At 60.4% G+C, this 20,611-nt stretch carries 13 protein-coding genes; 6 read left to right on the forward strand and 7 right to left on the reverse strand.

Annotated elements, in window-relative coordinates:
• Window positions 1–59 precede the first annotated feature (59 nt).
• The 3 genes from HG800_RS03560 (at window position 60) to HG800_RS03570 (ending at window position 6,535) form a co-directional block, all read left to right on the forward strand.
• Window positions 60–2,912 (forward strand): FG-GAP repeat domain-containing protein, encoded by a 2,853-nt coding sequence (locus HG800_RS03560; RefSeq protein WP_169973846.1) that lies wholly within the window; start codon window positions 60–62, stop codon window positions 2,910–2,912.
• A 324-nt stretch (window positions 2,913–3,236) separates the two neighbouring features.
• Window positions 3,237–4,955 (forward strand): D-alanyl-D-alanine carboxypeptidase/D-alanyl-D-alanine endopeptidase, encoded by a 1,719-nt coding sequence (gene dacB, locus HG800_RS03565; protein ID WP_169973848.1) that lies wholly within the window; start codon window positions 3,237–3,239, stop codon window positions 4,953–4,955.
• A gap of 200 nt (window positions 4,956–5,155) precedes the next feature.
• A complete protein-coding gene (locus HG800_RS03570; RefSeq protein ID WP_169973850.1) occupies window positions 5,156–6,535 on the forward strand; it encodes a cobyrinic acid a,c-diamide synthase in 1,380 nt (459 codons plus the stop codon).
• 4 nt (window positions 6,536–6,539) lie between these two features.
• Here the strand turns inward: HG800_RS03570 and HG800_RS03575 are convergent, their stop codons facing one another.
• The 5 genes from HG800_RS03575 to HG800_RS03595 all read right to left on the reverse strand — a co-directional run bounded on the left by HG800_RS03575 (window position 6,540) and on the right by HG800_RS03595 (window position 14,699).
• Window positions 6,540–8,603, reverse strand: coding sequence for a hypothetical protein (locus HG800_RS03575; protein WP_169973852.1), 2,064 nt, complete (start codon window positions 8,601–8,603; stop codon window positions 6,540–6,542).
• Between the two features lie 181 nt (window positions 8,604–8,784).
• Entirely contained in the window at window positions 8,785–10,215 is a 1,431-nt protein-coding gene (locus HG800_RS03580) for a DUF1501 domain-containing protein (protein ID WP_169973854.1), read from the reverse strand.
• A gap of 54 nt (window positions 10,216–10,269) precedes the next feature.
• Window positions 10,270–12,819: a DUF1549 domain-containing protein gene (locus tag HG800_RS03585; protein ID WP_169973856.1), complete on the reverse strand. Its 2,550-nt coding sequence runs from the start codon at window positions 12,817–12,819 to the stop codon at window positions 10,270–10,272.
• Between the two features lie 220 nt (window positions 12,820–13,039).
• Complete coding sequence (locus HG800_RS03590; RefSeq protein WP_169973858.1) at window positions 13,040–13,381, reverse strand: hypothetical protein; 342 nt, start codon at window positions 13,379–13,381, stop codon at window positions 13,040–13,042.
• Between the two features lie 262 nt (window positions 13,382–13,643).
• Window positions 13,644–14,699 (reverse strand): DUF1559 domain-containing protein, encoded by a 1,056-nt coding sequence (locus HG800_RS03595; RefSeq protein ID WP_169973860.1) that lies wholly within the window; start codon window positions 14,697–14,699, stop codon window positions 13,644–13,646.
• Between the two features lie 505 nt (window positions 14,700–15,204).
• On the opposite strand from HG800_RS03595, the gene rbsD reads away from it, so the two are divergent.
• Complete coding sequence (gene rbsD, locus HG800_RS03600) at window positions 15,205–15,603, forward strand: D-ribose pyranase (protein ID WP_169973862.1); 399 nt, start codon at window positions 15,205–15,207, stop codon at window positions 15,601–15,603.
• A gap of 443 nt (window positions 15,604–16,046) precedes the next feature.
• Here rbsD and HG800_RS03605 read toward each other — a convergent pair whose 3' ends face one another.
• Window positions 16,047–16,718 carry a 3-keto-disaccharide hydrolase gene (locus tag HG800_RS03605; protein WP_169973864.1) on the reverse strand — a complete coding sequence of 224 codons (672 nt, stop codon included), beginning with the start codon at window positions 16,716–16,718 and terminating at the stop codon, window positions 16,047–16,049.
• Between the two features lie 79 nt (window positions 16,719–16,797).
• Complete coding sequence (gene uvrA, locus HG800_RS03610) at window positions 16,798–19,635, reverse strand: excinuclease ABC subunit UvrA (RefSeq protein WP_235963232.1); 2,838 nt, start codon at window positions 19,633–19,635, stop codon at window positions 16,798–16,800.
• A gap of 99 nt (window positions 19,636–19,734) precedes the next feature.
• On the opposite strand from uvrA, the gene HG800_RS03615 reads away from it, so the two are divergent.
• On the forward strand, window positions 19,735–20,052 hold the full coding sequence (locus HG800_RS03615) for a MoaD/ThiS family protein (protein ID WP_206352118.1): 318 nt from the start codon (window positions 19,735–19,737) through the stop codon (window positions 20,050–20,052).
• A gap of 63 nt (window positions 20,053–20,115) precedes the next feature.
• Window positions 20,116–20,556, forward strand: coding sequence for a molybdenum cofactor biosynthesis protein MoaE (locus tag HG800_RS03620; RefSeq protein ID WP_169973866.1), 441 nt, complete (start codon window positions 20,116–20,118; stop codon window positions 20,554–20,556).
• The last annotated feature ends 55 nt before the right edge of the window (window positions 20,557–20,611 follow it).

Consider the following 20,611-nt stretch of genomic DNA (forward strand, 5'->3'; position numbering starts at 1 on the left):
GTGAAAGTGCGTTGCGGGTCTTCAATTCTCAGATGATCGCGCGCTCACGAGGACGATTCATGAGGCTTACGCATCGCCACCATCGCCACCTCTCGCTTGAGACACTGGAACGTCGCCTTGTGCTCAGCACGACGGCGCCTCCCTCGTTCCCCGGGGCCCCGCTGGAGCTTCCTCAAGAGGGGGCCTGGCGAAACACGCCATTCATCGGCTCTCCCGTGGTGGCGGACCTCAACAACGATGGCCGTGAGGAGATTCTCACCGCTGTTGAAGGGGGACGGCTGATTGCTTACACAACCGGCAGCGATGGCCGATTGCGCGAATTTCGCCGATACGAGACCAACGCCACCACTGATGTGAAGTCGACGCCGATTGTCGTCACCCGACGCAACGGTTCGAAGATGATCGTAGCCGGTCTCAGCCGGGATGAGTTCTCGAATCCTGGTTCTCAGGAAGATGGACGTGTCTACGCCTGGGATGCCGTGACAGGGCAATTGCTTCCCGGATGGCCCCAACAAGCAGGGGTCGGAGGAGTCACGTCCCCCCTGACCTCGGGAGATCTCACCGGGGACGGAACCGCGGAGATCATCGCGATCTCCTACTTCGGCGACGTGAGCGCCTTTCGGCAAGACGGTTCGTTGCTCTGGCGGTTTCGCAACGACGATACGATTCTCTCTGGGGCCGTGATCGGAGACATCGACCGGGATGGAAAACCTGAGGTGGTCTTCGGGTCCGACATCAGCGACAACCCTTATTTCTCGGCAGGAGGTTTCGTCAATATCCTCAATGCCAACGGCTCGGCCAAATTCCGCATTCCGACGCAGGAGGTCATCTGGTCATCACCGGTGCTGGCGGATCTCAACGGCGATGGCTTTCTTGAAATCGTCGTCGGGACGGGCTTGCACTTCTCGATGGTCGCGCAAGTTGACAACGTGTTCACACCAGAACGCAAGGCCGAGGCTCGATCGTTTTCCAATCAAGTTCTTGCCTATGACCATCGTGGCCAGGTCGTTCCCGGATGGCCGTACCGGACCTGGAGTGACGGATCAGCCAATCGTCAGGTGTACGGGTCGCCCGCCGTGGGCGATCTGACCGGTGATGGTCAGCTCGAAGTGGTGGCGGTCGATTTCGGCGGGTTCGTGCATGTTGTGAAAGCCAACGGCCAGCCGTTACCAGGGTTTGAAGGGGGCCGACGAATTGCTCCCCCCGAAGGATTGCAGGTCGATACCTTCACCTCAGCGATCATCGCCGATGTGAATGGCGACGGCGCCGCAGACATCCTTGTGGCGACCGATCAGTACCTTGTGGCGATGGACCGATTGGGAGAACGGCTCTGGACGCTCCAGGCTCCTCAGGGGCGCAACGGGATTCCGGGAGGACATGCCAACGCCGCGGCGATCGGGCAACTTGATGGTCTCGGTGGTCTGGAACTTATCACGGTCACGCTTGTATATGGCGAACCCAACCCACCGAGCATGCTGGGGGTCTACCAGCTTCCCGAAAGTTCACTCACGCCTCCCTGGCCGATGCACCGCAAGACTCCGAGCGGACAGGCCATGTCTCACAGCCCGGCGTTCCTGGAACGATATGTCCGGGCGACCTTCCGTGCCTTGCTCGGTCGGGAAGCGAGTGCCTCCGACCTGGCCTTTTTCCCTCGATTGATTCAGGCTAACATCTGGACACCGAAAACGCTGGCCGAGACCGTCGCTCTGACAGCCGAGGCTCGCTCGGTGGTCATCCGCCAGCTGTATCAGAGCTACCTTCAACGATCACCCAGCCCCGAAGAACTGGCGGAGGGGCAGAATCGTTTGGCCCAGGATCGAGCGGAAGAACTCGCACGCTCGTTGCTCCTCTCTGAGGAGTCGCTCGCCAAAACGGACGGTTCGATCGCGGGGGTGCTCGGTCGCTTTTACGAAACGATTCTTCGACGGCCGATCACCGCTCGGGAGGTGGGAATCCTTGAGCCGGTGGTTCAGAGAGGGTATGTCTCATTGCCGGAAATTGCTCGGATGCTGCTACGATCCGAGGAATTCGTCTTGCTGGAGATCGCCGCTCCCACGGTGATTGCCTACCGAACCGAGTTCCCGAACGCTCCGTTTGATGAGGCCGGGGTTGCGGCCGTCTTGATGGATCGCCAGGGAGGTCGCCGTGAGGAACAGATCCGTGCCGGTCTGATTGCCAGCGGCGGCCGTTACGAACGAACGTCGGTCGCCGCTGGTCTGGTTCGATCACTCTATGGCGACGTGCTCATGCGGGAGGCGGGCCCTGGCGAAGTCGCCTCCTGGATTCGAGGGTTCACCACCGGGAAAATAACGCCTCAGCAGTTCATTACCACGATCGTCAAGAGCGCTGAAGCCCGGACCTTGTATGTCCGCGATCTGTTTCGCCTCTTGCTCGGTCGAGAGCCCGAACCCGAAACGATTGTGTCACTCCGAAATTACGCGAGTCGAGAGGAGCTGAAGATCGCTCTGATTGCCTCTCCGGAGTACTTCGCCCGTCATGGTGGCACCAATACCGGCTTCGTCAGGGCCGTATTCCGAGACCTTTACGGAGTCGATCCAGTCCCTCAGTCCGTCCTGGATAACGAGGTCAGGCTCCTGAACCAAGGACGTCAGACCCGTACCGGGCTCGCGAGAAACCTGATCTTCAGCACGATTGGTTACGAAAAGGTCGTCGTCACTCACATGATCCGCTACATTCCGGCCGAGGACAAAGGGGTGCTTCGCGTCCCGATCGAGACACCAGGAAGTCCACCAAACAATCCCGATCCGGCCCTCATTCAGGCACTTGTGGGTGCGATGCAGGCAGGAGCAACGGAAACAGATATTGTGCAGTTTTTGCTCGCGTCGCCAACCTATGTCAACAAAACGGCCTACATCCGGGGTTTGTATCGAAGCGAGGGAAACCGTTTCTGAGTCCTAACGAACGAGCTTAGACCAGCCAAGGGTCTTGGTGATGTATTTGTGCGACGACCAAGATACCCGATGTCCCAGTTGTATCAGAGAATCCTCCAGATTCAGGCACGGGTGCCCTGGGCGGGACGGGTGGATGTCCGTACGATTCCGTTAGAAAAATCGAGCCAGGATCGGACTCCCCGAGATTCCTGACGCGGGTAAGATGAGGGTGACGGGACGCGAGTCATCCTTGCTGCGATTTGATTCTGGCCAAGAAGGCATTGCGGCCGGGGCGCGTTAAGACGACGAACGGGACCCGGGAATCCGACCCAGGGAGGAGACGACATGCGACGCAATCGCGGGGCATGGGGAGCCTGGATCGCGTTGCTCCTGGCGACTCCGGTCATGGCCGGGACGGATGCGACCGCGGATCGGGTTCGGAAGATTCTGGAGACGCCAGGTTTTGAGATCGGCCACTGGGGGGTGCTCGTCGTCGATCGCCGTTCGGGAGAGGTTGTCTTCGAGCATCAACCGAATCACCTGTTTGTTCCGGCGGAGGTCGGTCAGCTTTTCTCGGCCGTAGCGGTTTTGGAGGGGCTGGGTGGTGACTATCGATTTCAGACCCCCGTCTTTCGTCGAGGCGAAGTCGGTCCTGACGGAACGCTTCACGGGGATTTGATCCTCGTCGCCGGGGGGGACCCAAGCCTGGGAGGTCGAACGAGCCCTCAGGACGGATCACTCCTTTACCGAGACGTCGACCATTCCCGAGCCTCAACGACCCTCGGAGCCATGCTTGTTGAGGCCGACCCCCTTGCCGGTCTCGATCACCTGGCAAGGGAGGTCAAGGCGGCCGGTATTCTCACTATCACCGGAGAGGTGATCGTCGATGATCGGCTGTTTCCGGAAACTCCGATCGAGAGCGGATTGCCCTCCAAGGTATCGAGCATTGCAGTCAATGACAATCTTGTCGATGTCTTGATCACTCCGGCTCCGGAACCCGGGATGCAAGCGGAGATTCGCACCGTTCCGCCGTCTCGATATTATTCGGCCGAGGCTCAAATCGACACCGTTGCCGAAGGAGAGGCTCCTCGGATCGAAATCCGCCGAGAAGGACCGCGACGGTTCTCGATCCGGGGCCAGGTGCCGGTCGGTCATCCGCCAATGATTCAGGTGTTTGAGATCGATCGGCCTGCCGATTTTGCTCGAGCCGCGTTCATCGAACAACTCCGCGGCCGGGGTGTTCGGGTTGAAGCGACTCCGCTGGGCGACAACCCTTCGGATCGTCTCCCCGCGAGCGACGAGGTCGACTCGCTTCCCAGGGTGGCTCTCTACACCTCACCGCCGCTTCGGGAATATATTCGAGTGATTCTCAAGGTTGGACATCACTCTCATGCTGCGTCGCTACCGCTCCTGCTGACCTCAAACAATGATTCTCGCACCTTGACCGACGGGTTACGTCGTCAGGGAACGATCTTCCAGCAACTGGGAGTGCCGGGCGAAGGAATCAGCCTGACCGCGGGGGTTGGCACTCATCGAACGGATCGGGTTTCTCCGCAGGCGGTCGTGACCTTGCTCAGAGCGATGCAAGGGCGTCCCACCGCTCAAGCTTTCGAAACAGCGTTGCCAGTGATTGGTCGGGAGGGGACGGCTCTGGACATTGTGGCAGCCGACAGCCCCGCTCGGGGGCATGGGCGAGCTCATGCCGGGACGGCCTGGACGATTGATGAAGCTACAGGTAAGCCGTTATTGCTGAGCAAAGCGCTTGCCGGCTATCTGGAGACTGCCTCAGGTCGCGATCTTGTCTTCGCATTCTTCGTGAACGATGTTCCGACTTCAGCAGAGACCTCCGAACGAGGGGTGACGAATCTCTCGGCGTCTCGTGTGTTGGGGGCCCTTTGCGAAGCGTTTTATGAGGATCAGTCCACAGAACCACAATCGGCAGCCTCGCAGCTTCCTCAGCAACCACGGCAGACCAACCCGTCGGTGGGACCAACGATCAGAAACGCGTCCGGTCGCCCCTCGGATGCAATCGAAGGAATTGGCAGGAATGGCCCGGCACGCTAGGCCAAGCGATGCGCGGCGATCTTGACCGGTTCGTGGATCGTTCTATCATTGGAGGTGGCCAGGAAGTTCGACCGGAAGATTCCGGTTGACATCTTGGTGAGACCGAGACGTGTGATCCCCCCAGGTTCCTGCTCGGGAGTGACAGCCGTCATGGCAATCCACACTCGACAGTGCCTTCGGTGCTCATGATGAGTCCTTTGATGACTCGATTGGCCCTGGCAATTCCCGGTTCTGGCCCCGATCCCGCTGCAGTGGGGATTGCGTTGCTGGCCGCGATGGCTGAACAGGGATTGCGGGTTCAACATTTTCGGTCCTGGGCGTGTCCGATCGGCACCCGGGCGATCGGGGCCCTGACCGGGCTCCCTGGTCGTCATCTGGACGCCTGGTTGATGCCTCCTGAAGTTTGTCGCTCGGTCTTTGCCCGAGGGACCCAATCAGCAGACCTTGCTATCATCGAGGGGACGATTGAGACGATCCCCAGACCGCTAGCCGCGACGTCCAGTTACGAGGAGTCCTGCACCTCAACCTGCGGTCGGCCCGGGGCCTTGATGCCGTTAGCCGAAGCCCTTGACGCTCCGATCGTTGCTGCAATCTCATGTGACTGGCTCAAGCGGTTCCATCTGCCTTTTCTTCCTTCCAGGGTTGAAGCCGTCATTCTCGACGGGTTGTGTGATCGTCGAGAGTTTGCTGACATGCGTCGCATGGTGGAACTGGTCCTGGGTCGACCGGTTCTGGGTGCGTTGCCGGCCCTCGCCGAGGTGCGGGCTGCGCTTCAAGACGCTCCCCGCGATTGCCCCCTCGACCCTTGCGTTGTCGCATCCCTTGTCTCTGGGTTTCGTCAGTTCTCGGACCTCGAAGCACTGAGGGAACTGGCTTGCTCCCGCCCCTTGCCCCCGCTTTTCGACGCGGAAGCCCTGGTTCCGACCGGGCCAAGGTTCAAAGTCGCTTATGCCCACGATGATGCCTTTGGCGACTACTTCCCCGACACGCTGGAAACACTGGAGGCGCTCGGGGCGGAACTTGTGGAGTTTTCCCCGCTCTCCGATGGCGATCTCCCGCCTGGCGTTGATCTGGTCATGATCGGCTGTGGGTTCCCGGATCGCTTTGCCGAGGAACTTTCGGCCAATGCGTGCCTAATCGCCTCGCTTCGGGCGTGGGTCTGTCGCGGCCGGCCGGTCTTCGCCGAAGGGGGGGGATGTGCATACCTGGGCCGGTTGATGCGGCTCGGGGATTGGAATGTGCCCGGAGTCGGAGTCTTCCCGTTCGATGCGGCCCTCTTGCCGAATCCTGAGCCTCCGACCCCGGTTTCCCGTACCTTGATCCGATCGGGTATGCTCGGTGAGGCGGGTACGGTCCTGCGCGGCTATCACTCAAATCGCTGGAAATTGTTGCCCGCCCCCGAACCGGATGATTGCTCAGCGCGCTCCGGGTATCTGACTGCCGAGCACGACGTCTGTTTTCGTCGCAATGCGTTCGGCAGTCTCATTCATCTTCACCTGGCAGCAATGCCCCAGGTTGTCTCCGGCTTCGCGGGCCTCGGACGCCACGGACAGAAGGCTCCTCTGTTTGGCGGTCCATGACCCTTCAATCACTTTTGCCATCAAGACGTGACCATTCCTGATCAATAACCTTGGTGAGGTTCTCACGCTTCACCGTTTGTTTTGCGGACTGAAGCAGTCTTCGCCAGTCTGCAAGTCGATCAGCCTGATCCTTTTTGGGCCGAACTCGTTCCGAGAGGGAGCGGAGTAGGGCAACCGAAGGTTCGGAGCCGACGATCTCGATCCAGATCGACGTGGCTTCGGACCAGTCATCTTCGGCGAGGGCACGCTGGAGGAGCCGAACCCGAGCTGATTCCAGCCAACGCTTTGCGGATGAACCGAGTGAGGCGCTGGGCCATCGTCCAAATTCGGTGCGCAACGCTTCCCACTGATTTCGCTGAGCGAACGAATCGGCAATAAGCATGTCTCGAACGTCTCGAAGCGGACCCTTGAACCGTTGTCGATCGAAAGACAGAAGTTTGCTTATGGCTTCTTCTGGTGCCGGTTCTCCGCGCCGAGATGCGTCCAGCGTGAGCTGAACAACCCATTTGAGCACGGCGAGCGGATCGTCAGGAGAAGTGGGGGCGCTGGGCAGTCCGTAAACTGGCCAATCGGCCAGCCGAGCCCACTGGTCGAGACGAGGGTGAAGGGGGTTCGGGTCGAATCGAAACAGGGGATCGCCCAGATACGCCAGTCGCCAGCAATTCCCGAAGGGAGGCAATTCCTCGGGTAACATCCGAACGGCAGCGCCGAGTGGAAGCCCTCGGAGCATCAGATCGACGAGCAGTTCCGGAGTCCGGAACGATTGTAAATATGGCTCATGCGCGGAACCAAAATAGATGAACGCCCCGTTCGCCAACCATCGACCTGCGATGGTGCTGGAATCCATGGGATTGGCGGCTGAGAAACTGTGAACCTTGTACACGATGGAGGGTTCGGTCAGGGGAACATCCCAGGTCCAGCCCGTCTCGGATTGACCGAGGTTAAACTGGCGGTTCCCGCCAGAGGAATTGATCATTACCAGACTGGAGCGATTTACCGGTTCGAAGGTGGTGTGCCATCCTGTCAGGCCAGTCTGATTCTTGGTCCGTTGCGTGACCGGCATCAACGCCTTCAAGCGATCGGCGACCAGTCCATGCTGATAATCACCAAAAGGGTGTCCATTGGTGTTGTAAATGTTGATAAGGGTCGCTTCGTCCGGCTGCAGGAACAGGCTGCACATGGCCGCATAGACCGAGCGGACCTCATCGCCGAGTAAGCGGCCCGCAAAGGCCCATCGCTCACGCACATGGTTTGGCTGGGCGACATCGAGATGTCGACCGATCAGGTCGTCGAAGGCAGCCGGACCCTTTTCTGCCGTGACCCCTTGGCCCTCGTAGCGGTAAGGGATTCCAAGGGCCAGCGTCAAGAAGTCACAATCGTCTCCAAGACGCTGAAACGCGGGCACCACCTGGGCCACGGTGGATTGAAGGTCTCGAGCGAGCGCTTGAGCCTCTGCGTTGGAGAGGAGCGAATCGAAACGTCCCTTGGCGTCCCAGCGGATCAAAGGTTGAAATCTTCCGGCGGCCAGCGCGGCCGCGCCGGGAAGCGATTGGGAATCGGGATTGGAAATCACGACGCCTGGCGGCGACCGTCGCGGTCTGATCGGTGGTCGGTTACCGGCATTGGCGTCGCGGTCGTCTCCGGAGGTCCAGGTACGACCGACGGCGGTGGTGGCGGCTGACCACAATTGCTCTCCCGTAACAGGCTTGGCTGAAGTTGGATAACGAACGACTCGAGAGGGACGGAAGGCGCGGAGGAACTTGGAGGTGTATTCCACGTCCTCAATCAGGATGGGGAACCAGTGGCCGCTGTCCCAGGTGCCGAGGACCTCGATAAATGAGGCCGTGTCAGGCACGAGGCAGACCACGTCAACCACCTCGCGTCGAGGTCCGGTCCTGAATTCCCAGGCCGCCGCAGCCTGGCGCAGTCGCTGGAGCCGTGGATCGTCGAGCGAGATGGCCGGTTTGGTGTCCGCGTCCTGGATTCCTGGGGCTGGTGCGACCAGCATCACCAGCAAAAGGACCGCGAGCAGTCCCCTTCGCCATCGATTCGCGCGATCACCGACCATCAACTTCCCTCCGGGCCGAGCTCTCCTCCGATCCGAATCCGCCTCCACCTGAGACGGGAGCACTCGGATAAGTGTACGCCATCGTCCCGGCGGTGTCTTGCTGTTGCGTGCGGCGAATCCAATCCTGCGTGGCAGAACGTCAGCGCGGGGCCGGGGGTAACCCAAGTTGCTGAGAACAGCTTCAGGCAATCAAATCAAGGACTGGTTTGCCGAGGCCGTCCTGGGTGACGTAAAACGGGCGTTCCTCGGTAATGATCCCGTATCGCGGAGAGATTCCGAGCAGGTGGCAGATTGTGGCATGGAGATCGGTCACGGTGACTGGCGTTGTGATCGAGGTGTACGGTTTCTCGTCGGAGGTTTCACCGTGCACATGCCCTTGCTTGACGCCGCCTCCAAACATCAAGACCGAGCCGGCTCCAGTGAAGTGCCGGTGGTGTCCGAAGTGGGCCAGTTCGTTGATCACGTTGGGCTGCTCAACCTGATTCGGCACGAGTTTGTCGGCTTTCCCTTCCACCAGGACCGATCGGCTAAACTCGCTCGCAAGCACAATGAGGGTTCGGTCGAGCAAGCCGCGTTCTTCCAGGTCGAGCACAAGCTGGGCGATCGGCCCATCAATCTGATGCTTCATGTCGGCAGCCCGCGTGTGTCCGTTGTCGTGCGTGTCCCAGTTGAGGAACGGAATATATTCGCTGGTGACCTCAACGTACCGCGCCCCGACCTCGATCAGACGTCGGGCCAAGAGGCATCCAAGCCCGAATCGGCCGGTGTTGTAGGTCTCGTACGACGTTGAGGGCTCGTTGGACAGGTCGAACGCGAGCGAGGCCTCCGAATTGAGCAGACGGTCGGCGTTTTCGAGCGATCGCAGCAGCGATTCCTTTTGCAGGTCGGAGCCAAAGGAACGACTCGGGCTGGCCGCCAGCAATTTTTGGTACGCGGCGTATCGGTTTCGGAACCGCTCTTCCGTCATCCCGGCCGGCGGGCGGACACTGGCAACCGCATCGGTCGGATTGGGGACGCGAAAGGGACCGAACTCGGTGCCGAGGACGCCTCCCGTTTGGAATGCTTTCAACTCCTCGGCTTCGCCATTGCCCTCGTAACGCTGGCCGATGTCGATGTACGCGGGGACGGCCGGGTTGTTCGGGCCGAGCGCATGGGCGATCCAGGCTCCGAGATGAGGGGCTGCGACACTGACCGGTGGCTCATAGCCGGTGTGCCAGTGGTACTGATGCCGGGAATGCAGGATCGCGCCGAGGTCTGCCGCAACGTGAGTCTTGATCAAGCTTCCTCGATCCATCACCCGGCCGATTCGCTCCAGCCCGGCACTGAAAGAGAGGCCTTCGACGACTGTTGGCACGCTGGGGAAGGTGCTCTCGACCTCTTCGGCCTTCATGCCAGGACGGAAGGGGGTGTACCGTTTGGGATCGAAGGTCTCGGCATGGGCCATACCACCCCCCATCCAGAGCACGATGACCGCGTCGGCCTTGGCTTCACGCCGGGCCATCTCCAATTCGTCCTGACCGAGCAACGATCCGGAGTGCTGAGCGGCCAGGGAGGCAAGGGTCGCTGCGCTGGCGGTCTTCAGGAAGTCGCGTCGGGAGCTATCGGGAGCCATGATCAATATCCCCAGCGTCTCGATTCCGGAGGAATGGAATGGGTTGGGATGGGATCAAGGAATGAGTTGGAATTCCGGTAACATCAGAATCACCCAGAGCAGGTCCTCTACCCCTTCCGAGGTGGGATTCGGCCCCAGAAGTTGCTGGGCGATTTCCTTCTCCTCGGCGGTCGGAGGTCGACCGAACGACCGACGGAACAGGTCGAGGACAATGGCGTTTGGATTGCCGTCGAGGCGATCAAAGACGACTTGTGCGCCTTCAGCGAGACGAATGGCGAGCGTCTCACCGTTGGTCAGTTCGAGAGCCTGAATGGTCGAGGCAATCGAGTCACGGCGGGTCACGACCTGCTCTCGGTTGGGACGGCCAAGGGCGGTGAGCAGTGGGTCGTTGAAGGTCAGAACGGCCCGAATGGGTTCGTTTCGCTCACGGTTGGTTTCTAACAAGGTCGCCGAGAGGTCGATGCCGGGATAGGTGCGTCGCGCCATCGGCAGGGCAACGGCATGTTTCCAGGAGGAATCGTCGAAGCCGGGCTCAGTCCAGTCGCCGTTGTCGGAGGTTGACCAGAGCCACGATTCATCGGATCCCATTGCCCAGGCGAGGTTCGAGCCATTGAAACCGCCGACCCAGGCGAGAAATGCGGCCGGATTGGGCCCGCTCGCCTTGCGGACCCCTCGGCCCCGCGCGGGATCGGGCCAGTTAGTCGCTTCAGCGGCGATCACGTTTTCTCCCTGACGAAGCAAGCTGCTGATGTCAGCGGCAACAGGGCGACTCCAATCGTCTCCGCCAGCGACGCGTTGGCCATTGACATAAAGGACCAGTTCGTTGTCGCAGGTGCCGGCGATCAGGGCTCGCTCGGGAAGCTCATCCAACTGAATGACCTTCCGCAGGAAGATGGTTCCACCTGGGTCTTTCAACGCATTGTCATGACGCCAGATCCAGGTTGCTTCGATTTTGGGGGCGACGGGACCAGCGGTCGCTTCGGCTCCCTCAGCCCTGGCGATCGCGGCTCGGACGGCCTGGAGCTGTCCTCCTTGACCGCGGCCATCGACCTTGAGCATCTCCCCCGAAGCCACTGGCCAGGAGCCGGTGATGGTTGAGAAGGCGTCGAGAAACTCCTCAGCGGTCATGCGTTTGACCAGTGGGCCTTTAAACGTGAAGTTTCCTTCAGATTCCGCTCCATCATCCAGTTGAGCCCCGGCAAGCTGATAGGCTCGGGACGTCGCGATCAAGACCATCGTGTGTTTCAGGTCGTGGCCGTTCCGGACGAAATCGGTTGCCAGCCAGTCCAGAAGGTCCTGATTCCAAGGTTCCTGATCGAGGTCGTCGAGGGGCTCAACCAGTCCTCGGCCCATCAGATGGGCCCAGAGACGATTGACGATTGTCCGAGCGAAGCGGCCGTTTTCGGGTAAGACGAGCAGGTCGGCGAGCCGTTCCATCCGTTCGCTTCGAGGGGCGTTCGGGTCGATCGTGCCCAGTTCCGGATAGATGAAGCCGGGCTCGGCGATCCGACCCACGGGACGATCGCAGCGATGAATCTCCAGCGACTCCTCGGCGAAGACCGCGGACAGGGCATACGCGTCGTCCAGCTTCCAGTGGTTGACAAAACTGTCGTGACAACTCGCGCACTTGATGTTCGTCCCCAGAAAGACCTGAGAGACGTTCTGAGCTGCCTGAACCGGGGGGGCCTGGCTCGCGTTGACGACCCCACGCCAGATGATTCCCTTGGTGAACCCCTGCGAACCCGGAACCGGGCTGACAAGCTGGTGAGCGAACTGATCGTATGGGAGGTTCTCATAGAGCGCTCGATAGAGCCATTCGGTAATGGTCGATCGTCCGTCGTCGATGAATCCGGTCCCTCGATATTCGTTGCGGAGCAGGTCGTTCCAGAACGTCAGCCAGTGATCGGCATAGGCGCGACGATCGCTGAGCAGTCGTTCCACGAGGCGTTCCCGCTTGTCGGGCCGGTCATCCTGCTCGAACGTGTCGAGGTCTTCCGGATCGGGAAGCAGGCCGACCAGATCGAGCGACACCCGTCGCATGAAGATCGAGTCGGAAACTGGAGTCCAGTCAAGGGCCTCTCCTCGATCGGCCAGGTGCCGTGCGATCAGGCGATCGATCGGATGATCCAGAGAGATGGTCCCTGGAGAAGGAGGAACTTCGGGAGACCGGGGGGCGAGCGAGGCTTGCCGAAAGCCGAAATCAACATCCTTCGGCCAGGGAAGCCCTTGCTCGATCCACTGGCGGAGATGCTCAATCTCTTCCTGGGAAAGAGGATCGCCGTTGGAAGGCATGCGGAGGAGGGGGTCTGATTCGATCACCCGTTCGAAGATCAGGCTTGCCTCAGGATCGCCCGGTTCGGCGGCGGGTCCGCCCTCACCCCCTCGGAGCATTGCTTCGCGGTTTTCAAGCGAGAGACCACCCTTGTATTTGCCGAGACCGTGGCACTTTAAACACTTGCCTTCAAGGATCGGGCGGATCGTTTCTGAAAAGCCGCCGTCGGTAGAGGGGGAAGGGGACTCCTGAGCATGAACAGGATGATTGCCGCCGGGTCCCAGGATGAGGGCGACAAGCAAGCAGTTGCCAATTCGGAGAGAGTGCTTCACCGTCGTACCTCGGTACTCGGCCTGCGAGCGGAGGAGGTTCGAAGAGGGACATCGAAACGCCTCGACGAATCTCTTCATTCAAGTGATCGTACAGCACGAAAGGGCGGCATTCGAGCGGAAATCGGTTGGAGCACGCCTCAGATAGGGTGACGATTCTGTTGGCTTGAAGAAACGCTTTGACCTAGGAGGCCGTTGCGTTGGGGTTGCAACGGCCGATCGCTCACTCAAGGTCGAAGTCGAACGTATTCCGGCCACGCTCCACGGTACGGGTCAGGCCCGAGGTGGTCGGGCTCTGGTACTTCTCCGGGAGGTTCGAGGTCAGTTCCAGTGGTTCCCCTGGTAACTCGGAATTCATGGCATCGGGGTCGATGTCGGAGATGACGATCTGGTATTCCCCGAGTTCGGCGCCATCGAAGGGTTCTCGGGTCTGGAGTTGATATTCGCCTCCTGGACCGAGCGTCCCGTTGGCATTCGGTCGGGCCGGATCGGTGGAAATGAACGAGATAGTCCCGGTTTCCAGTGGTTGGCCTTGATAGGTGACCTTGCCTGAGACCCGGGCCATTTCTGGTCCACTGCTGCCGCATCCTGCAAAGGGAAGAATAAGAACACTAAAGAATACGGAACTGGCAAGATGGTGGTACGGTCGTCGTCTGAACGTGCGTGCAATCACGAGCAAGCCCCTCTAAGAGAATTACGAAACCACCCTGGTTCCTGAATAACACAAGGACCAGGGTGGAATCGGTTTCGATACGTTGAGGACGGACTGACCCAACCGGGTCAAGCCCGTCCCTTGGATTGGCCAGGTCTTTCGCCGATTCCAGGACTCAGTAGGAATCAGCCGAGATGATTTCACCCTGATTCCGAGTGCTCAGAGCCTGGTAGATATTGAAGTTGATCGTTTCCTTGATGAACTTCACCGAGCCGTCGGCCATGGCGAAGTTCGCACCACCAGGGTGGAAGCTCCGGAAACTGATTTGCCGGGTCCAGTTGCCGACCACAGGCCAGGAGCCGTCAGAACCGACCTGTCGGAAGTTGAGTGGCACGGCGGTCGAGCCAACCGATTGGTTGGCATGGACCCAGGAGTTCCATCGCGTCACACGGCGGATTTGCTCGCCGGCAAGGAACGTGTTGGAGGTGCCGTCACGAACGCTTTCGATCCCGACGTTCGACCCCCACGCCCAGAAAATGCCACTGCCGGCGGTCGTCCCGTTTTGCTGCTGCTCACCGGAGAGGCGGTTGTGGCCCAACTGGGGCAAACGGCAGAGGCGTCCCGTATCGCTGCAGAGGATCAACTGGCCATTGCGCGGGTCGCCCAGGCTGCCGGCGCAGGCCAGGCAGTTGTCGCCCATGTTGCCGACGTAAGACGTCCCGGCAGCCGGGTCGTTCCAGATGTCGTCGGCGTTGGTGGTGTCGATGTTCTCGCTGTCATCTGACGGGCAGATCAGCGAGTTAATGACCGTGACTCGGACGGTGGAATTCTGCTGGCCCATATAAATGGGGTTCCAGCGCCAGCCGCCGCCGCGGTTCTCACCCCACATGATGCTGAAATTCACAGCATTAAAGATCGATTGCTGTTCCATCTGCGGAAGCAGCAACACAAGCCAGCTCGAATTATTCCAGGCCAGGCCGGTCGTTGGTCCGAACACGGGGTGCAAGTACATGCCCGTGGGGAACTTACCCACCTGGTCGTGATAATTGTGCGCCGCAAGGGCCAACTGTTTCAGGTTGTTGGTGCACTGCGCGCGCCGGGCCGCTTCTCGGGCTGATTGAACCGCCGGCAAGAGCAAGGCGATCAGGACGCCAATGATGGCGATGACGACCAAGAGCTCGATGAGGGTGAAGCCGCCCGAATCCGAACGCTTACGAAACCCACTGATCATGGTCGATTCCCTTCCTCGAATGGAGAAAACCATCAGGAGGCCCGATCAGACGGGGGGGTCGACCGACATCCCGTCGGATCTCACCGCAATTCAGAGGCGCAATTCGCGATGCCGCGATCGCCAAGCAATAACGGACTCCTCTGGTCTTCCGCGGAACAACGAGAGATAGGATATGTGTTACATTTGCCTCAGTTTCGACCCAAAGGAAATTAAACATCAATAATGCACTGGACGCAAGGGTGAAGAGTCAGTTTTACCCCCCTGCGAACCTCGACGTTCGTGAGAAGCGTTCCCCTTAGGAACAACGTTCAATATTGCCAGAAGCCGGTTTGTACTGGTGTGTCGAGCCGGGGGGGCACGTGATGATTGAACACCGTCCGTCGGTCGAGGATGGAGAACCGAGCCACAACCCGGTAGAATCGGGGAAACCTTGCACGTTCCCTCCGCCCCACCGTCCCTTGGGTTGGGGCGATTGCATTCTGCGAGCGACGAGGACCCGAAATCGATGAAGAAGCGCGGCATCCTTAATCCGGCGATCTGCTCGTTGCTGGCCGAACTCGGCCATCTGGACGAGTTGCTCATCGTCGACGCCGGATACCCGCTGCCGCCGGATGGGCATGTCATCGACCTGACCCTCACCCCCGGCATCCCCCGGTTCCTCGATGTGTTGAAAGCGATCGCTGACGAACTGGTGATCGAATCTGTGACCGTCCCCTCTGAGATCCACGACTACAGCCCCGAGATGTACCAGCAAATGCTCGAGGTGCTGGGTAGTGACATCGACGTCGATGAGGAACCCCACCACGAGTTCAAGGAAAAGGGACTCGAAGCCAAGGGAATCATCCGGACCGGCGAATTCACCCCCTACGCCAGCACCCGGGTGCTGTGCGGAAGCCCCTTCTGATCGCTGGGGGCTTCTCCAGTTTCCGATGGACCTTCCCAGGTCCATCACGTCTCAACAAACGCCTTCGCCAACAGTGGAAGCTGAAAAGGTACGCCGGTGGGTCGCGAGCGACCTACGGTATCGGTCATTCCTCTCAGATGAGGTGTTTTTGCAACGCGGGATTCTTGGTCTGTCGCCGCGGGCAAGGAATCTCGGTGTTGAAGATATGGGCCGGCTGTTGCTAGCACCCTGGCCCATCCTGTCGATCGGGGCGGTTGTTGCTAGCACCCCGCCCCATTTGATCGACCAGCTTGGCACACGACACACCCCCTCGCCGATCGGGACGATCGGTCGGGGGGTGGCCGTGTGTTTCTTTGTCGCCTCAATGGCCACAGGGGCTCCTGAGCGTCGAGACATGCAATAGAGCGCTGACGAGTCGAGCCCAATCGACCTGGCTTGCCTGGTTATCGGGACTTCAGCAAGACGCGACGAAACTCGATCCGGTACCCTTCGGACTCCAGGCCGACATGACCGGAGCGAACCTCGCAGGCATCCCACTCCGACGTGATGGCTCCGTTGACCCAGAGGGCGATGCGAGGTCCATCGAAGATGATTTCATAGACATTCCACTCTCCGGCCGGCTTGACCCGCTGCTCAGTCATCTCTTCGCGGGTCGAGACGCGTTGCACCTGGCCATCAACGAGCGTTTGTCCGAACAGATAGCCTCCCGACGCGCCGCCGGTTTGGGCCTGGTGCCAGAGGCTTCCGTCAATCGAGTTGCGCACATAAACGCCGGAGTTGTAGCGGTCTGGTCCTTCGGTCACCGGAACGAAACGCCACTCCACATGGAAGATGCCGTCGGTGCTCGGTTTTTCCCACCGAAGCCACTCGTGGCCCTTGTCTCCCGTGCAGACGAGCATCCCGGTGTCCGGATCGAGTACCCACTGTGATGAGGGATCGAGAGTTCCCTCTGGTGGGATGGGAACGCGGGTCCAGCCATTGAGCATGGGACCGGCGTCGGCGAGCAAATCGGTCCAGCCCTCTGAATCGACTTCCAGAGCGCTCTGCGTTTCCTGGGGCAGCGTTCCGAGCAGAGCCAGGATTGCGCTGCAGGTCAGCGAGACAAGGATGGTCATCGAGAGAATTCCGAGAGATCAAGAAAAAACGGGGTTCGGAGCCAGGGGAGCCGCCCTGTTCTTCCGGCGCGTGAGCCGTTCAGAGCGATCGGCTCGTATGGCCGATTCCGGCAGCGGCGACGGCCAGAGGGGGGCTCATGGCGACCACGGTTCCTCCATTCTCCCCCGCATCAGGGCCGAGGTCGATGAGCCAGTCCGCAGCGCGAAGGACTTCGGGATTGTGTTCGATGACGACCACCGTGTTGCCCAGGTCGGCAAGCCGGTTGAGCAGCCGGAGCAAGTTGGCCACGTCGGAGAAGTGCAGCCCTGTGGTCGGCTCATCCAGAATGTAGAGGGTTCGACCCGTGGCGACCCGTCCCAACTCGGCAGCAAGCTTTACCCGCTGAGACTCTCCTCCGGAAAGGGTGGTGCTCGACTGCCCAAGCGTGACGTAGCCAAGTCCGGCCTCATGAAGGGACTCCAACCCTCGGGCCACTCGGGGGACATTGTCGAACAGATCACGCGCCTGATCAACTCGCATGAGCAAAACTTCGCCAATTGATTTTCCCTTGTACCGGCATTCGAGTGTTGCCCGATCGAAGCGAAGCCCCCGGCAAGACTCGCACGGAATGTCGAGATCGGGGAGAAAGGTCATTTCGATCCGCCGAACCCCCTGGCCTTCGCAGGCGCCACATCGTCCTCCCTTGACGTTGAAACTGAACCGTCCGGGGCCATAGCCTCGGACGCGGGCCTCACGAGTGGTGGCGTACACACGGCGAATCTCGTCAAACACGCCGGTGTATGTCGCAGGGGTCGATCGCGGGGTGCGTCCGATGGGAGACTGGTCGACGACAATGAGTTTGTCGATGTGTTCGAGGCCCGTGATTGCGCGATGGGCACCGGGTTTGGGGCCGGTCTGCTCCAGGGCTCTCCGGACGGCGTTTGCAAGAATATCCAGCACGAGCGTGCTCTTGCCAGAACCGCTGACACCGGAGACGCAGGTCAGGGTTCCTGTGGGAATCTCGACATCAATGGACTTCAGGTTATGTTCGGTGGCTCCCAGAATGGTGAGGGTGCCTGGACTTCGGGAGAGACGATCGTTTGACGATGAGGCCGGGGATGACACTCCGACCAGATAGGGCAGTGTGACCGACACTCCGGGTTCGGATTCGACGAGGGCTTCGGGTGGGCCCTGGGCGACGATTGATCCTCCTTCGGGACCGGCACCGGGGCCGAGATCAACCAGCCAGTCGGCAGCCCGGATCATGGATTCGTCATGCTCGACGACAAGAACCGTGTTCCCCCGGTCGCGCAGGTCGAACAGGCTCTGAATCAAGCGATCGGTGTCTCTCGGATGGAGGCCGGCGGTGGGCTCGTCCAGGACATAGCAAACGCCGACCAGTCCCGAGCCGATCTGGGTCGCCAGCCGAACACGCTGCAACTCGCCACCCGAGAGCGTGTCCGCAGGTCGATCGAGCGTCAAATACTCGAGCCCGACCCGCTCCAGAAACGTTAACCTGCTGACCACTTCCGCAATCAAGGGGGGGCCAACGCGGTCCAGCGGTGGTTCGAACTGGAGCGAGAGGAGGACGCTCCGGCAGCGGGAGATCGTCAGGGCGGTCAATGCGTGAATCGGAGTACCGTCGAGGGTCACGGCACGAGCTTCAGGGCGAAGACGGGCACCCCGGCACGCGGAGCAAGGGAGATTCGATCGGAAGCCGTTGAGCGTGTCTCGTCGGCGTTCGTTCGTGGCGTCATAGACGGCCTGCAATTCCCGAAGGATCCCACTGAAGGATGGTTTCCCCTTACCCGTCGAACCTCCCTCAAGAAGCGCTCGAACACTGCGGGGAGGCCAGGAGGCCAGCGGTGTTTCGACGGTCAACGAATGGTGGTTCAAGAATCCGAGAAGCCGCTCATCCTGATGGACTTCGTTGCGAGACTTTGGCGGCAGGGCGTCCCAGGCGGCGACGGCCCCATTGGCAATCGACCGAGATCGGTCCGGGATGACCAGTTCCGGATCGAACGCCGAGACGATTCCGAGGCCGTCGCACGAGGGGCATGCTCCATAAGGGCTGTTAAAACTGAAGGTTCGAGGCTCAATTTCCGGCAAGCCCAGGTCGCATCGGAGACAGGCAAGGCGGGTACTCAGGGAACGATCGACCCACGAGCCATCGTCCTGCTGGATCATCAAGATCAACGACCCGTCGCCGAGCGAGAGGGCCAGGTCGATGCTGTCGGCCAGGCGCGATCGGATCCCCTCCCGAACGACCAGACGATCGACCACAGCTTCAATGTCATGGGTCTTTGTTTTGGCGAGTTTGGGAGGCTCGTCGGTCAGTTCAGTCGTTTCTCCGTTGACGCGAGCCCGGATCAGGCCGGCGCGGCGGATGGCTCGAAAGGCGTCGAGATGTTGGCCCTTCCGCCCTCTGACAATGGGTGCCAGCACGATGACCTTACGACCTTCTCCCAGTCCGAGCGACGAGCTGACCATTTGCTCGGCCGTTTGCGATCGAATCGCCTCACCGCAGTTCGGGCAGTGGGGGGTTCCGGCCCGAGCATAGAGCAGGCGGAGGTAGTCGTGAATCTCGGTGATGGTGGCGACCGTACTTCGGGGGCTGGCGGCCCCGGATTTCTGGTCGATGGCAACGGTCGGCGGCAAGCCGTCGATCAGCTCGACGTCGGGGGGTTCAAGCTGTTCGAGAAACTGCCTGGCATAGGCTGACAGCCCTTCGATGTAGCGCCGTTGTCCTTCGGCGTGAAGCGTATCGAAGGCCAGGGAGCTTTTCCCCGATCCCGAGACGCCGGTGAGCACGACGAGCCGGTCGCGCGGTAAGTCCACATCGAGATCACGCAGATTGTGAACCCGCGCGCCTCGGACCAGAATCGCGTCTTTCGTGTTGAACTCGGCTCGGTCCGATCGCCCGATCCGCTGCATCATCCGTCCGCAACTCCCGAAGGGCGATTGAACCTGATCCAGAATCGGTTCAGACTAGCCTTGCGGGAATCGGGGCGGCAAGAGATCGCCCGATCTTCGCCCTTGCTCGATCGAACGACGGGAGTCGATGCCGTGACCGTGACGATCCACCTCTTTGCCATCGCCCGACAGCGGGTCGGCAGTCCCGAGATTGTCGTCACCCTGCCCAAACCGGCAACCGTCGGGGACCTGAGACGAGCCACGGCCGAGCAATACCCGGATCTTGCCTTGCTCTTGCCAGCCATGATGGTTGCGGTCGAAAACGCGTACGTCGGTGATGACGTGACGATTGCCGACGGCAACGAGATCGCCTTGATTCCTCCGGTGAGCGGGGGATCGGATGCGTTTGAAGAATCCGTCGATGTGAAGCAAGACCCGTGAATCGAGTGTTCGATTCCTTCCTGTGTCCCCTCGTCCGTCTCCTCGTCAACGTCGTGAAGACCCATGATCGCCATCACTGACCAGCCGATTGATCACACCGCCGTCACGGAACAGGTTCGCTCAACCCGAGCAGGAGCCGTCTGCAGCTTCCTGGGAACGACCCGCGAATTCACCGGAGATCGGACCACGAATCACCTCGATTACGAAGCCTATCCCGGAATGGCCGAGCGAACCCTCCGAAACCTGGAAGAACAGGCCAGGAGCCGCTGGGAACTGATTGATGTGGCGGTGGTTCATCGCGTCGGCCGCCTCGAACTGGGAGAGATCAGTGTTGTGGTCGCCGTGAGCGCTCCCCACCGGAAGGCCGCGTTCGAGGCCTGTCAGTGGCTCATGGACACGATTAAAGAGGTTGTGCCGATCTGGAAGAAGGAGACCTGGGCCGATGGAACGGAAGAGTGGGTCCATCCGGGACTCGGCCCCGAAAGCGGTCGGGCGGATTCGTGAATTTCCGGCGCAGATCAGGTAGGCTCGAATCGAAGACCCAAGACTGCGACCCGAA

It is taken from the genome of Tautonia rosea (genome assembly GCF_012958305.1).
GTDB lineage: Bacteria > Planctomycetota > Planctomycetia > Isosphaerales > Isosphaeraceae > Tautonia > Tautonia rosea.

What these genes read in the sequence shown, in the direction of transcription:
- HG800_RS03560 (WP_169973846.1), top strand. Translation starts at nt 60, where the DNA reads ATGAGGCTTACGCATCGCCACCATCGCCACCTCTCGCTTGAGACACTG.
- dacB (WP_169973848.1), top strand. Translation starts at nt 3,237, where the DNA reads ATGCGACGCAATCGCGGGGCATGGGGAGCCTGGATCGCGTTGCTCCTG.
- HG800_RS03570 (WP_169973850.1), top strand. Translation starts at nt 5,156, where the DNA reads ATGACTCGATTGGCCCTGGCAATTCCCGGTTCTGGCCCCGATCCCGCT.
- HG800_RS03575 (WP_169973852.1), bottom strand. Translation starts at nt 8,603, where the DNA reads ATGGTCGGTGATCGCGCGAATCGATGGCGAAGGGGACTGCTCGCGGTC.
- HG800_RS03580 (WP_169973854.1), bottom strand. Translation starts at nt 10,215, where the DNA reads ATGGCTCCCGATAGCTCCCGACGCGACTTCCTGAAGACCGCCAGCGCA.
- HG800_RS03590 (WP_169973858.1), bottom strand. Translation starts at nt 13,381, where the DNA reads ATGGCCCGGGTCTCAGGCAAGGTCACCTATCAAGGCCAACCACTGGAA.
- HG800_RS03595 (WP_169973860.1), bottom strand. Translation starts at nt 14,699, where the DNA reads ATGATCAGTGGGTTTCGTAAGCGTTCGGATTCGGGCGGCTTCACCCTC.
- rbsD (WP_169973862.1), top strand. Translation starts at nt 15,205, where the DNA reads ATGAAGAAGCGCGGCATCCTTAATCCGGCGATCTGCTCGTTGCTGGCC.
- HG800_RS03605 (WP_169973864.1), bottom strand. Translation starts at nt 16,718, where the DNA reads ATGACCATCCTTGTCTCGCTGACCTGCAGCGCAATCCTGGCTCTGCTC.
- uvrA (WP_235963232.1), bottom strand. Translation starts at nt 19,635, where the DNA reads ATGATGCAGCGGATCGGGCGATCGGACCGAGCCGAGTTCAACACGAAA.
- HG800_RS03620 (WP_169973866.1), top strand. Translation starts at nt 20,116, where the DNA reads ATGATCGCCATCACTGACCAGCCGATTGATCACACCGCCGTCACGGAA.